Origin of the sequence: uncultured Methanobrevibacter sp. (assembly GCF_902784195.1) — an archaeon.
GTDB lineage: Archaea > Methanobacteriota > Methanobacteria > Methanobacteriales > Methanobacteriaceae > Methanobrevibacter.
In genome coordinates this window covers 18,988-33,677 of the sequence record NZ_CACZTX010000011.1, presented here as the reverse complement: position 1 = coordinate 33,677, position 14,690 = coordinate 18,988, and the positions used below count along the sequence as shown (strand labels likewise).

Here is a 14,690-nt window from a genome sequence, read left to right as displayed (position 1 = left end):
CATTGCTGTATTTGCAGCAAACAATCCAATATTAATCACCATCATCTTAGGTATTGCATTAATAGCACATGGAATCGTTGGATATTTACATGCAGATGAGTACTAATAATGTATTCATCATTTTTTTTCTTTTTTTAAAATTTTGACTTTTTGCTATCTTAACTCTTTTTTTAAATTTTTTCTATGCAAAAAAGTTATAACAAAAATAATAGTTTGAATGTATGCAAACAATAGTGGCTAAAATTAAAGTAAAAATAGATTTGTAAAAATTAAAAAAATAGATAAAAAAAAGAATAAAAATTATTCTTTTGCTTCAATGACTGTTTTTCCGCCCATATAAGGTACCAAGACCTCAGGGACTTTAATGCTACCATCAGCTTGTTGGTAGTTTTCTAAAATACAGCAAATGGTTCTTTCAGTTGCAATAGCTGTACTGTTTAAGGTATGCAATATTTGTGCATCTCCGGAACCTGCTCTACCGTACCTTGTTTTGGTTTTTCTTGCTTGATAATCCTTACAGTTAGTACAGCTTACCAATTCCCTGAATGCACCGGAACCCGGGAACCAAGCTTCAAGGTCGTATTTGATTGCTGCATTGTCATTTAAAGCTGAAGACACAATAGCTATGATTTGATATGGAAGACCTAATTTCTGATAAATTCTTTCAGTGACTTCCATCAAATGATCATGCTGCTTTCTTGAATCTTCTGGTGTAGAGTAAATGAACTGTTCAATCTTTTCGAATTGGTGAACTCTAAAGATTCCTAAAGTGTCTTTTCCATGAGACCCTGCCTCTTTTCTAAAACAGGTTGAAAGTGCACAGTATCTAAGTGGCAAGTCTTCAGGATTGATGATTTCATTTCTGTGAAGAGCTGCCAAGGTCTGTTCAGCAGTTGCAATCAAGTACATATCCTCATTTTCAACCTTGTATAATGTTTCCTCAAACTCGCCAAGTTCAGAAGTTTCAGCTGCAACTTCACCTTTTACAAAGAAAGGAGTTTGCATAGGAATGTAACCCTCAGCTTCAAGTTCTGAAAGTGCAAATTGAATCAATGCCAAGTTCAAGTGTAAAATGTCTCTTTTCAAGTAGTAGAACCTTGCACCTGAAACGCTTGCTGCAGTTTCAAGGTCTGCTCCATCAATCTTATTGATCAAGTCAACATGATTCAACAATTCAAAGTCATGCTCTGGGATTTCACCATAGGTTCTTACAACTACATTGTCATCTTCAGTATCGGAAACTGGAACATCTTCGTCAATGATGTTTCCTACTTTATATCTATAATCATCTCTTAATTGAAGGTATTCTGCATTTTTAGCGCTTAACTCTTTAATTTCATTAGCCACTTCCTTGGATTTTGCAATGACTTCTTCAATATTGCCTTCCTGTTTAGCTTTTTTAAATGATTTGGATAACTTGTTTTTCTCTGCTCTTAAAGAGTTTAATCTTCTTTCACCTTCTCTCCATAAGGTGTCATATTCAATAACTTTCTCTGCATTTTCTGTACTTCTGAATCTTTTCTTCTCAGAGTCAAATATCAATTCAGGATCTTCTCTGAATAATTTTATGTCTAACAATTTTTATTCTCCTTTAAAATGAATAACGAATTAAGTAATTATGATTTCAGCAATCTATAAAAAATCTATAAAATTTTGATTATTAAATAATATATTTTTCTTATTTAATAATTATTTGGATTAAAAAAGTACATTTTAAGAATATTCAAGAAATAATTGGCTGATTCCTAACAACTATCTTTTCTTTTTTGAAGATTGCCTTATCTTTTCATGATAGAAATAATTGATTATGATTGGATTTTCATTAGGGCTTTTTATAAAGGGTTCTTCATCAATTATATACATAAAATCATTTTCCCTTGCATAAGCACTGATTTCATCATCCAATTCTTTCCAATAAGACATGTCCTTATAAGTATAAATCTCTTTATAGAGAGGCACCAATTCAGGATATTTTAAATCAATATAGTCAAAAATAGTCTTTTTATATCCTCCCCTTAAATTAAGATTTTCAAGCCAAATATAATCACAAAAATCACTGATTTCTTCAATAATTTCAATAGGGTCTGTTATTTCAGGAAAAATAGGAGAAATGAGACAAGTTGTTCTTATGCCCTCTTTGTGAAACCTCTTCATTGCTTTAATCCTATCCTTAATTGATGGTGCATCATCCATATCCTCTTTAAAATCTTCATCAAGGGTATTGATGGACCAGGAAACCAAAGGATCATTGAATGTTTTTATCAAATCCAAATCTCTGCACACCAAGTCTGATTTTGTAGTTATGATAAGATTTATGTCTGTTCCTTTCAGTTCCTCCAACAATTGGCGAGTTCTGCAGAATTCCTCCTCACATTGATTGTATCCATCAGTTACTGAACCAACAATAACAGTTTCTCCAGAATACTTTTGAGGATTTTTTATAGGTTTCCAATACTTTACATCAATGAAAGTCCCCCATTCCTCTTTATGACCAGTGAACCTTTTCATAAAATCAGCATAGCAATACTTGCAGGCATGTGGACAGCCAACATATGGATTTGCAGTATACCCTGCGATGGGAAGATTTGATTTGGATAATATTGATTTAACTTCCTTTTCCTGAACAATCATTTTTACACCATTATAAAAAAATCATTGAGACATTGCTTCAATTAATGCCGCATATCTTGATTTCGCTTTCAATATCGGGTCTTTTGAAATATTATTATGGCTTAATATCTTAATTACTTTAAACTCATTAGATTTTAGGTTTTCTCTTTTTAGAACTTCTTCCTCTAAATAATCAGGATAAACCAAATAATCAAAATCCATTCCTAAGTCATTTGCCTTATCTTTATAATTTCCATTTTTATCATATGTGAAATCAATCACATCTGCTCCAATATCTAAAACTATGTCCTTTAGGAATTCAGAATAGACTTTCACTTTTTTATCTTTGTTGGATTTTCTTATTTCATTAAACTCATTTTCATCCAAAAGGGCATAGAGAGCATCATCTTTATAATCATTGAAAATAGCTTCTATCTCTTCATCCCCAATAGCTTTTTCAATCAAGTTCTTTTCAAAAAGAGCCTTAGACACTGTTTTAATGCTTTCCTTAATCTGTCTAAATGTATTTGTCTTAATGGCCAATGAATCCATTTTCACCTTGCTTTCAGAAAGCAAAATGGCAAAATCCCCTTCTTCCTCATCAGGAAATTTATTTACTTTGAATTTCTTAAGTCCTGCCCATTCCACTATTTGCTTACACATTGGAGTTGTAACAACAATCATAATATTCCCCAAAATATCTTCAAAATAATATCCTCAAAATAATATCCTCAAAATTATGCTTAAAAAATATTACTTATTAAGTATTATATATTACTAAATATAAATGTTATACATAGAATAAAATCATATTTACTAAATTTTAGAAAGATTAGAGGCTAAAAAATGAAAGTGAGTTTAAGTTTTGAAAAAGGTTCCTCAAAAGACCTTTCCATAATGGTTGATGCATTAAGGGCAAGCACTACAATTACAGTTGCTCTCGATAAATTCAAGGAAATTTATCCAGTATATACACCAGAAGAAGCAATAAAAATAGCTGAAAGGAAGGATGCTGTGTTGGCAGGGGAGAGAACCGGCAGAACAATTGAAGGGTTTGAACTTGGAAACTCCCCGGGTGAAATGAAGGAATACTCTGGTGAAAAGGACACTTTAGTACTTACAACAACCAATGGTGTGAGAGCTTTGGACAATATGGAATCTGAAATCATTTTAATTGGATCATTCATCAATGCAAAAGCTTGTGCAAAGGCAGCATGCAAGCTTGCAACTGAACACATTGAAATCGTTATGGGAGGATTCGAAAGAACCTTTGCAATAGAGGACTTTTTAGCAGCTGGTGAAATATTATTCTGGATTCAAAAGGAATTGGATGAACAGAATAAACTAAATATCGATGACATAGATTATTTCAAAGAGGAAACCGGAATAACAGAATTTGCTATTTCAGCAATTATGGCAAGCAGAGATAAGGAAAAAGTTGAAAAAATTTCCATCAAATCAAAATCCGGACGTCGTCTTGCATATCTTGGATATGAAGATGATGTTAGACTATGCGTTAAAGAAAATATCCGCGAGAATGTTGGAATCTATAGGGATGGAAAGATTACATTATACCATGAATAGATTTCAATCGGACTTTCAAAAAGTTTATAAATGTAATTGATATAATTAATATAAGAATTAATATTAATAGTTAAATAAAATTTTAATTATATTTTAAATAAAATTTACAATAGAAAGAACATTTTAAGAAGGATATCTGATGATAAGAGAATGTTTAAAAATTATAGGAACTGCACATGTGTCTCAAAATAGTGCTGATGAGGTAAGGGCAGCTATTTTGGAAGACCAACCTGATGTAGTGGCTATTGAATTGGATAGAGGGCGATACCAAAGACTAATGAATGAGAGAAACGGCATCGTGGAAGATGACTCAATTCATATTACCAAAATCATTAAGGAAAACAAGGTAGGTGTTTTCCTAGTTACAACAATCCTTTCCTATATGCAAAACAAGATTGGTGAAGATGTAGACATCAAGCCAGGATCTGAAATGATTGCTGCAGTTGAAGCCTCCGAGGAAATCGGATGTAGAATTGCACTCATCGACAGAGACATTAATGTCACATTGCAAAGGGTATTGAACAGTATGACCACTTGGGAAAAGCTTAAGTTCATATATGGAATTGTTGGTTCAGTGTTCTCATCAGATGAAGAGGAATTGAACATTGAAGAGCTTAAAGAGCAATCCAACATAGACCAAGCTATGGAATACTTCAAGGAAATCTCACCTGGAGCATACACTGCACTTGTTAAGGAAAGGGATGCATACCTTGCAAAAGGAATATTAGGCATTCCAGAAGATAAGGTAATAGCTGTCGTAGGTGCAGGCCATAGGGAAGGAATAATCGATTATCTTGACAATCCTGAAACACTCCCAAGCTACAGAGAACTAAATGATATGGATAAGAAAGGTGGAATCCCTTGGCTAAAAATCATTTTGGCTTTAATCCCTATTTCATTTGTCGTGATATTTTTTCTTGCTTGGATGAATGGAATCCATATAGAAGGGGATATTGTACAATTTGTTGTAATCAGCATGATTATGGGTTTTATAGGTTCAATTGTCTCTGGGTCTAAAATCCAATCTGCAATCATTGGAGGATTAGTTGCTCCCCTTACCATCATTCACCCATTGCTTGCTGCAGGATGGTTCTCAGGACTTGCAGAAGCTAAATTCAGAAGAGTGAGAAAACAGGACATTAACAATTTAGGTAAAATAGAAAGCTTTAGAGACTTATGGAATAACAATATCATTAGAATCTTGCTTGTGGTTGTTGGAACAAACCTTGGAGTGAGCATTGCCACTCTAGTAATCTTGCCTTCACAAGTGTTTATTCCACTATTCATGAAGATTTTTGGAGGTTAAAAATATGTATTTGATATTCAGATGCGACTGTGGAAGGGTTTTATATGCTAAAAAAGGTGTTGCTACAAGAAAATGCACTTGTGGAAAAACCATCAAGGTGAAAAGTCGCAGAATCCTTCAAAGGGTGGAAACTGCAGAAGATGCAACATATGCCGTTCAAAAGATGCAAGAGGAAATCTATGGAGGGTCAATGTTCAGCACTGCAGAGGAATTTAAACAGAATAAGTTCCTCAATCAAATAGATAGAAAAATGAAAGAATTATAATCAAATTTTTTCCACATAATAATTTAATAATCATTAAAATATTACCAAAATTATGTAAAATATAGCAAAATTATTAAAAAATTATAAAAATAATGCAATTCAAATGCTAAAAAAACATTAAATTTATAAATAGAATTAATAAATATCATTATTGCTTATAAAAAAAACTTTATATAAATATAGATAAAATACAATATAAAGAAATATTTATTTTTAATTAAAAATTTTAAATTATAAATTGTTTAAGGACTTAATGGAAATGGACTCGATAATTATAGGAATTGAAATTTTAGTAATAATAATTTTAATTGTGCTTAATGGACTTTTCTCCCTTGCAGAAATTGCTGTTGTATCCACTAGAAGAATCAGGATGCAAAAAATCGCAGATGAAGGGAATAAAAGAGCATTACTTGTTTTAGACTTTATGGATAATGTCAGTGACTTCTTATCCACTGTACAAATTGGTATAACATTTACTGCAATTATCACAGGGGCAATTGGTGGAACTACTTTTTCTGAACCTATGGGTAATTTTTTAAGCCCATACATTCCTTACAGTTACCAATTAAGCTTCATATTTGTTATTCTTGTAACTACATACTTCACAATCTTGATTGGTGAAATTGTACCTAAAAGAATGGCATTAAATGACCCTGAGGGATATTCATTGCAAACTGCAAAATTCATGCAAGTAAGTTCATGGATCTGCAAGCCGGTTGTCAGATTGCTTGACAGTTCAACCAACCTTGCACTTAGAATTGTTGGCTCCAAGCCAAAAGAGGATGTTGTAACCGAAGAGGAAGTCAAATTACTTATTGAAGAAGGTATTGAAGACGGAACCATTGCTGAAGAGGAAGAAGACATCATCAAAAGGGTGTTCCGTTTAGATGACCAAAAAGTGGATATGATAATGACTCCAAGAAGTGAAATCATCTGGATAGATTTGGAAGATGACATGGAAGAAAACAAGGAAAGAATCATTAGCAGTAAAAGATCCATCTTCCCTGTAGCTGAAGGAGAGTTGGATGATTTCATCGGTGTAGTTCAAGCTAAAGACCTATTAAGTGAAATCTTCTCAGGTAAAGAAATAAATATTAAAGAAACCATCAAATCTCCATTGGTTGTTCCTGAAAACATGCTTGCAATGGACTTGCTTCAAGAGTTCAAGGAAAATAGGGAATATGTCCATATGGTGCTTGTTGTAGATGAATTCGGAAGTGTTGCAGGATTGATTACATTGAATGACCTTCTTGAAGGAATCGTAGGAGACATTCCGGGTATCGATGAGGAAGATGATCCTAAAGCAATTGAAAGAAAAGACAATTCATGGTTAATTGACGGCAGATTCTCTATTGAAGACTTTAAGGACTTGTTTGAAATTGAAAAGGAAATGCCAAATGAAGTTGAAGACGGATACACAACCATTGCAGGATTCATCCTTTCACATGCAGGCAAAATCCCAGATACAGGTGAAATATTCCATGAAGGCAAGTTTACCTTTGAGATTATGGATATGGATGCAAACCATATTGATAAGATCTTGGTAACCGTCAACGAAGAGGATGCAAATAAATTGGATCTTGAAAGCAAAGAGGATTAGGAGAATAATAATGGAATTAATTATTCAAATTATTTTACTTATAATAGGATTTGTGCTTTTAATAAAAGGTGCAGATGTATTTGTAGATGGTGCAAGTAATGTTGCATACAATTTAAAGATACCTACCATCATCGTAGGTTTGACAATTGTTGCATTTGGTACAAGTGCACCTGAAGCTGCAGTTTCAATTACTTCAGCATTTGCTGGAACCAATGCATTATCCTTAGGAAACGTTGTAGGTAGTAATATCTTCAATATTTTAGCAGTAGTAGGTATTTCTGCATTGCTTGGAACCTTGACTGTAGATAAAATTCTAATTAAAAGAGATTTCCCATTTTTAGTCATCTCCACAATAGGATTACTTGTTATAGCGGTCCTATTTGGACAACTAAGCAGACTCTGTGGTATAATCTTCTTGATTATCATTATCGCTTATGTTTATCGTCTTGTACAGGAAGCAAGAAAAGATAAGGAAGCTATGTCAGAAGAGATTGAAGTGAAACTTTCAATGCCAAAATCATTCATTTACATTATTCTAGGTATTGCAGGTATCATTATAGGTTCTGATTTGGTTGTGGATGGTGCAAGTTTCATTGCTAGTGCATTCGGATTAAGTGATGCGCTTATTGGTCTTACCATTGTTGCAATAGGAACTTCCTTGCCTGAACTTGTTACATCTGTAACTGCACTTAAAAAAGGGGACAATGGTATTGTAATCGGTAACGTGCTTGGATCAAGCATCTTTAATATCTTATTCATTTTAGGTGTAAGCAGTGCAATCATGCCATTACCTATTGCACCGGAAATGGTAACTGATATTGCTTTAATGACAGTGATTACTATAATCGGTGCAATATTCGCTTATAGTCAAAATGAAGTGGATAAAAAAGAAGGTGCAATATTAGTTGCCTTATTCATACTCTATATGGCGTTTGTCATTATAAGAAATTAATTATTCATTAATTTCTTTTCTTTTTTTAAAAAATAAAAATTTGTCAAAGACAAATGGGATTTATATGAAATTGAATAAAAGAATTTTTGCAATAGCGATTTTTACAATTTTTATTTCAATAGCTACTGTGAATCTCGCACCGAATCATCAAAATAGTGATTTGGTGTATAATCCATCAAATACTGATTTAACATCTATCTTATCCAATGAAACAAATAATTTTGGATGCTGTTCAATAGTTATGCAATTGGAAGACAATGATACATTAATGTCTTATAGAAGAGATTCCAATTATGAAGCGGATATTTTTGTTGAAAAAACTACTTGGCACGAAATTCCTGCCATAAAACAGTATAAAACCAAAAATAAATATTTCAATCATGTGATCATAACTAATTCAGGTTGGGTAATTGGTTTAGGAGGAATAGATGATGGAATCGACAGTGAAAGATGTGAAAACATCACTGCAAAAATGATTACAGAAGATTACAGCATCTCAGAGAAGTATTTGGCTGAAATTCAAGAGATTAAAAAACATTATGGGAGAGGGCATGTAGTCATAAAAGCCCCTAATGGAAATTATGGATTTGCAACACCTACCAAGTTGAAAACAGGAAAATTAATCCCTGGAGAATACATATCCATTCCAAATGATTATGAATTATCCAGAAGAGGCAATATTTCATTAAACATAAAAGATAGAATCAAAGAAATGGTTAATTTATCCCAAACTGATCGTTATGGATTAGATAGGCGTGAAATAATTGCATATGATGTTCATTTAACTAATGATAACAATACAACTGACATTTATGTCGCCAATGAAGATGGAACCTTTGTTGGGAAAAATTATACTGGCTGTATTGACAATATAATCCTTAATAATGAAACTATAAAAGCCAAAGATATACCAATAGCTCCAAATTATAAAAAAATAGGTTCCATTAGCTTTGAAAATGATAAAAACAAATTAAGCAATCTAGAAATAAGCTTAATAATCATCGGAATTATAATCCTCATAGCAATTTTATTCTTTATAATGCTTAAGATTATAAAACTTGTTAAAAATAGAATTTATAGAAAAAGAAGAAGAAAAAGAAACAGAAGATATAGATAAAAAAAGATTAAAACTTAATAATCTAAAAAAGATTAAAAATACTAATCATTGAAAAAAAGAAAAAAGCAAGGAAAGCAGACTACATGTTTTCCCAAATTGTTTCTTTTATTTCACAAGCCTTACATATTTTACCGGATGTTGGTTCACCACACCTTTCACATTCATTTAACACTGTCCTAATATTCTCAACATCAAGTGTTTTAATAAATGAATTCAACACATTTTCCTTTGTTCCAGGATGTTTGGATTCTGTATTGTTTAAAAACTCCTTAATCTTAGCCCTTAATGAAAGATTAGAATAAGGACATTCATCCAAATGAATTTCAATTCCATTTAGGATTGCCCACATGCCTACCTCTTTTTCTGGAGTGTTCCATAATGGCTTTATTCTTGGAATCAGCTTTTCATGAATTTGATCTAATTCTGGGCCAAATTTAGAGAATTTTACGGTATCCCCTCTTGAAAAGCTCATTAAAAATGATTGAATCTCATCATCAAGATTATGTCCAGTAGCTATCTTATCAGCACCTATTTCATAAGCTGTTTTATTTAAGATATTTCTTCTAAAGACTCCACATGGAATGCAAGCGCTTTTAAAATAAGAATAAATGTCATCCAATGCAAATCCTTCCTCATCCTTAAAGGATTTTTGAATAAGTGGAATATCCAACATTTTTGCATTGTTTACTGCTGCATCAATTCCATGTTGGCGATAGCCTTCTATTCCCTCATCAACAGAAATGGCAACAAGCTCAAAATCAAAGCCACAAATGTCATGGTAATTTTTAAGTGCATGAAGAGTCAAGACACTGTCTTTACCTCCAGACAATGCAATAGCTATTTTTTCACCCTCTTTAATCAATTCATATTCTTTGATCAAATCATTGATTCTAGTGAAAATCATTTCATTAAACTCTTCTTTTTTTATACTCATAATATCACTTAAAATTAAAACAAAACAATTTAAATTTTTCTTAAAAAAAGTTTTTCTATTAAATTTTATATCATACAAAGTATAAAAAGTAAACTATGATTACAGCAGATTTATGTATTATACCTATGGGAATTGAAGAGTCCAGTGTTGGCAAATATGTTGCTAAAGCAGCTCAAATTATTGAAAAAAGTGGCTTGAACTATCAAATAACCGCTATGGGAACTCAAATTGAAACTGAAGACTTGAAAAAATTATATGAAGTTTGTGGAGAAGTTCAGGAATCTATTTTTGAAATGGGAGTACCAAGGGTTTACACTGTTTTGAAAATAGATGATAGGGGAGATAAGGAAAACAGAACATTAGAAGAAAAAGTAAAATCTGTAAAAAATAGAATGTGAAAAATAAGAAAAATTAAATTAAAATATTAATAAAAGAAATTAAAAAAAGAAAAAATAAAAATTAATTAAAGAAATCATTTAAAAGAATTCTTTAATTGTTTTGATAATATAATCTAAGTCTTCTTGAGTAAGCTTTGCATGAATAGGAAGAGATAAAACTTCTTCTACTATTTCATCAGTTACTGGAAGAGCTTGATCGTAACCTAATTCCTTATAAAGAACTTGATCATAAAGAGGAATTGGATAGTAAATACCATTACCAATACCATTTTGAATTAAATAATCAGACAATTCATCTCTTTTTCCATCTTTAATCTTGATTGTGTATTGGTGGTAAACATGCTTGCAACCATCTTTTAAAACTGGAGTTTCAATTGGTTCAATATCCTTTAAACCTTCATTAAGGCATTTAGCATTTTCAATTCTTTTTGCATTGAATGAGTCTATTTTCTTAAGTTGCTCTAAACCAATAGCTGCAGCAATGTCAGTCATCCTGAAGTTATAACCTAAAACGTCATGATGATATTTGGTAGCTGAACCATGAGCTCTAAAGACCTTTGCGTTTTCTGCAAATTCCTCATTGTTAGTGGTGATCATACCACCTTCACTTGTGGTCATGTTTTTGGTAGGATAGAAACTGAAACAAGCCATGTCTCCAAGGTTACCTACCTTTTCACCATTGTATTCAGCACCATGCGCTTGAGCTGCATCTTCAATGACAATCAAGTCATGCTCTTTTGCGATTTTCATTATAGGTTCCATATCTGCAGCTTGACCATACAATTGAACAGGCATGATAGCTTTAGTCTTGTCAGTGATTGCTTCTTCAATCTTTGCAGGGTCAATGGTAAAGGTTTCAGGGTCTATATCAACAAAGACCGGGCGAGCTCCAGTGTATAAGATGGAGTTTCCAGTAGCTGCAAATGTGAATGGGGTTGTAATAACTTCATCTCCTTCGCCAATTCCAGCGGCTAAAAGAGCTACATGCAATGCAGAAGTTCCGGAATTGGTTGCAATTCCATACTTTGCACCTACATATTTTGCAAATTCTTCTTCAAATTCAATTACCTTTGGTCCTTGTGCAATCATACCAGATTTCATTACATCAATTACTGCATTTATTTCCTCTTCTTCAATAACAGGACTAGCTATTGAAACTTTAATGTCTGCCATATTTTCACCTAAAATGAATAAAATAAATTATTTAATAAATTTAAAAAATTAACTAATAAAATTAACTAATAAAAATTAACTAATTGAAATTATATTATTTTCAATAGTTTAGTTAAATAGTTTATAATATCTATTTATTCTTAATCTTATATTAGTTTTACTTAAAATTCTAAATTTATTTAAATAAAATGAAAAATAAATATTAATTAAAATATTAATCTAATAATAAATAAAAGAATTATTAAACCAATTATAATCAAAAAAGGCAAAATTATGGAAAATAATCAAAATAACAATTATCAAAATAACTACAACACCGAAATAAGGGAGTATGGTGAAGATGAATTAAAAATCATCGAAGAGGGTAAAGTTCAAATAAAATTCCCTGATTTTGATAAGGTTTCATCTGATGCTCCTGTTTTTTATAATCCTCGAATGGAATTCAATAGGGACAATTCAATCCTTGCACTCCAGGCATACCAAAGGGAAGTGGATAGGGAAATAAACATTTGCGACCTTTTTGGAGGAAGCGGAATAAGAGGAATACGCTATAAAAAGGAAATTGATGGAGTTGGTGATGTTTCAATAAATGACATCAGCCCACTTGCCAATGAATTTACCAGAATCAATGCAGAACTTAATGATGTTGAAGTTGAAATAGATCAAAAGGAAGCAAACAACGAATTGAGAAGCAATATGGGAAGATTTGATGTCATTGACATTGACCCATTTGGAACCCCTTCACCATTTGTGGACTCTGCAGGATATAACCTTAAAAGGGATTCCCTTCTTTGCTTAACAGCAACAGACACATCATGCCTTTGCGGAACATATGAAGAGCCTTGCATTAGAAAATATAATGCGCAACCATACAAAAGCGAATATTGCCATGAAAATGGTATTAGAATTCTCATTGGATTTGCTGCGCTCACCCTTGCAAAGTATCAGAAATACATTGAAGTTAAAATGTCACATAGCAGTGAGCATTACATGAGAACATACCTGAAAGTAAGAAAAGGCTCCAAAGCTACTGATGAATCATTAAAAAACATTGGATATATTGCACATTGTAAACATTGCCTTCATAGAAGCGAGTACAAAGGTCTTGCATCAAGCATTCCAGAATTCTGTCCTGAATGCGGTGAAAAATTGATAGTGGCAGGCCCAATGTGGCTAGGACCTATACAAAATGAAGAATTCATTGATTCCATGATAGAAATAGCTGAGGAAAAGAATCTTAACCAAAAGGATAATGTCTTAAAGCTATTGAATTCCTGTAAGATAGAGGCAAATGCACCAAGCACATTCTACGATATCCACAAAGTATGCAGAGCCTTAAAGATCAGCGCCCCTAAGTTTGACAAGGTATTCGATAAGCTTGAGGAAGAAGGGTTCGTTGCAGTGAAAACCCATTACAGTCCTCTCGGTATAAAGACCAATGCAAGCAATAAGGAATTGATGGACATAATCACGGAATTGGCAAAATAGAAAAATGCAAACTATACTTAATTAAGTATTTTAGATAAGGATAGTGGCTTAAAATTGATTTAATTGAAGATTAGGCGATTATATTAAAATAAACATTCTAAAATTAAAAATTAAGAACAAAGAATTAGTAAAATATACTTTAAATATTTTAAATAAAATTTAATTTAAAAATATTTAATATCAAATAAAATAATCAAATAATAATTAAATTTATCAAAAATTAGAAAAAAATAAGAAAAATAAGAAAAGTTTTATATATAAATTATAACAAACTTAATATTGTTATACTTAATATAAACTATTTAACACGAAACTTGAATTGCAATTGATTTAAAACCCCCTTTAAAAATTGCAATGCAAGAAAAAATAAAAAAAGTGAAAATCATGTGTGCAAAAAAGAACGATGAAATAATCAAATTGGACGAAACTGATATTAAAATTCTAAAAATCATCAATGATGATGTTAGAATTTCATACAGACAAATATCACGTGATTTAGGAATTTCTGTAGGAACTGTACACAATCGTATCGATAAAATGCTTAAATCTGGTGTAATTGAAAAATTCGCACCTGTATTAAACCATAAAAAATTAGGTTATGCGCTTACAAGCATTATTGGCGTTAATGTTAAAGGTCAAGAATTGGAAGCTTGGGAAGCTGAAATCTCAAACAACAAAAATGTTGTTGGACTTTATGACGTTACCGGTCAATATGACGCTATTGTAATTGCTAAATTTAAAGATACCGATGAATTAGACAAATTCCTTAAAGAATTGCTTAAATCAGGCTGTATTGAAAAAACAATTACACAAACTGTGCTTAACATAGTAAAAGAAGATATTGGATCTGCTAATATCCTCTAGCTTTAAGTTAATTTTTAAAATTGATAATAGTAATTAAATAATTTTTATAATTAAACCCCTTTCAATAATTATAAAATTATTTTAATTATTATTACCCCTTTATTTAACCCCTTTAAAAATTTCTATTTTTAATCTTTTTTTATAATTTTCATACTATTTCTATTCTATTTATATGCTATTCTTACATTATTCCTACACCATTCCTACACTATTTCATAAACAAATCAATAAAATACCCTTAAAAAATAATTTAATATAGAAAATTATATTAAACATTTATACAAAAAATATATAAACATACAATAATATTATTTTAAATATAGAAAATAAAAACTATTTATTTTATTATAAAAATTAAAAAACAATGATTAATTGTAAAAATTGTTGTAATAAAAAAAT

The 14,690-nt window shown here is 31.4% G+C and carries 14 protein-coding genes; 9 read left to right on the top strand and 5 right to left on the bottom strand.

Annotated features, from left to right (window positions below; genetic code table 11):
* Positions 1-300: 300 nt before the first annotated feature.
* The 3 genes from serS to QZU90_RS08620 all read right to left on the bottom strand — a co-directional run bounded on the left by serS (position 301) and on the right by QZU90_RS08620 (position 3,294).
* Positions 301-1,578: a serine--tRNA ligase gene (gene serS / locus QZU90_RS08630; protein ID WP_295606045.1), complete on the bottom strand. Its 1,278-nt coding sequence runs from the start codon at positions 1,576-1,578 to the stop codon at positions 301-303.
* Positions 1,579-1,752: 174 nt separating this feature from the next.
* Complete coding sequence (locus tag QZU90_RS08625; protein ID WP_296856681.1) at positions 1,753-2,631, bottom strand: radical SAM mobile pair protein B; 879 nt, start codon at positions 2,629-2,631, stop codon at positions 1,753-1,755.
* A gap of 21 nt (positions 2,632-2,652) precedes the next feature.
* Complete coding sequence (locus QZU90_RS08620; protein WP_295606041.1) at positions 2,653-3,294, bottom strand: hypothetical protein; 642 nt, start codon at positions 3,292-3,294, stop codon at positions 2,653-2,655.
* A gap of 162 nt (positions 3,295-3,456) precedes the next feature.
* On the opposite strand from QZU90_RS08620, the gene comB reads away from it, so the two are divergent.
* From comB to QZU90_RS08590, 6 genes are all read left to right on the top strand, one after another.
* The gene (comB, locus tag QZU90_RS08615; RefSeq protein ID WP_296856679.1) at positions 3,457-4,194 is read left to right on the top strand and encodes a 2-phosphosulfolactate phosphatase; all 738 of its coding nucleotides are present in this window, start codon (positions 3,457-3,459) and stop codon (positions 4,192-4,194) included.
* A gap of 139 nt (positions 4,195-4,333) precedes the next feature.
* On the top strand, positions 4,334-5,500 hold the full coding sequence (locus tag QZU90_RS08610) for a TraB/GumN family protein (RefSeq protein ID WP_295606037.1): 1,167 nt from the start codon (positions 4,334-4,336) through the stop codon (positions 5,498-5,500).
* 4 nt (positions 5,501-5,504) lie between these two features.
* The gene (locus QZU90_RS08605) at positions 5,505-5,765 is read left to right on the top strand and encodes a DUF1922 domain-containing protein (RefSeq protein WP_295606035.1); all 261 of its coding nucleotides are present in this window, start codon (positions 5,505-5,507) and stop codon (positions 5,763-5,765) included.
* Positions 5,766-6,018: 253 nt separating this feature from the next.
* On the top strand, positions 6,019-7,365 hold the full coding sequence (locus QZU90_RS08600; RefSeq protein ID WP_295606033.1) for a hemolysin family protein: 1,347 nt from the start codon (positions 6,019-6,021) through the stop codon (positions 7,363-7,365).
* Between the two features lie 10 nt (positions 7,366-7,375).
* Positions 7,376-8,317: a calcium/sodium antiporter gene (locus QZU90_RS08595; RefSeq protein WP_295606031.1), complete on the top strand. Its 942-nt coding sequence runs from the start codon at positions 7,376-7,378 to the stop codon at positions 8,315-8,317.
* Positions 8,318-8,381: 64 nt separating this feature from the next.
* A complete protein-coding gene (locus tag QZU90_RS08590) occupies positions 8,382-9,434 on the top strand; it encodes a hypothetical protein (protein ID WP_295606029.1) in 1,053 nt (350 codons plus the stop codon).
* 79 nt (positions 9,435-9,513) lie between these two features.
* On the opposite strand, the gene QZU90_RS08585 is transcribed toward QZU90_RS08590, so the two are convergent.
* Positions 9,514-10,368: a TIGR00269 family protein gene (locus QZU90_RS08585; RefSeq protein ID WP_394350209.1), complete on the bottom strand. Its 855-nt coding sequence runs from the start codon at positions 10,366-10,368 to the stop codon at positions 9,514-9,516.
* A gap of 95 nt (positions 10,369-10,463) precedes the next feature.
* On the opposite strand from QZU90_RS08585, the gene QZU90_RS08580 reads away from it, so the two are divergent.
* A complete protein-coding gene (locus tag QZU90_RS08580; RefSeq protein ID WP_295606027.1) occupies positions 10,464-10,766 on the top strand; it encodes an MTH1187 family thiamine-binding protein in 303 nt (100 codons plus the stop codon).
* A gap of 78 nt (positions 10,767-10,844) precedes the next feature.
* Here QZU90_RS08580 and QZU90_RS08575 read toward each other — a convergent pair whose 3' ends face one another.
* Positions 10,845-11,939, bottom strand: a complete 1,095-nt coding sequence (locus QZU90_RS08575; RefSeq protein ID WP_296856676.1) for a DegT/DnrJ/EryC1/StrS aminotransferase family protein — start codon at positions 11,937-11,939, stop codon at positions 10,845-10,847.
* A 273-nt stretch (positions 11,940-12,212) separates the two neighbouring features.
* Between QZU90_RS08575 and QZU90_RS08570 the strand changes: the two genes are divergently transcribed.
* On the top strand, positions 12,213-13,427 hold the full coding sequence (locus QZU90_RS08570; RefSeq protein ID WP_296856674.1) for a tRNA (guanine(10)-N(2))-dimethyltransferase: 1,215 nt from the start codon (positions 12,213-12,215) through the stop codon (positions 13,425-13,427).
* A 384-nt stretch (positions 13,428-13,811) separates the two neighbouring features.
* Positions 13,812-14,291, top strand: a complete 480-nt coding sequence (locus tag QZU90_RS08565; RefSeq protein WP_292778063.1) for an Lrp/AsnC family transcriptional regulator — start codon at positions 13,812-13,814, stop codon at positions 14,289-14,291.
* The last annotated feature ends 399 nt before the right edge of the window (positions 14,292-14,690 follow it).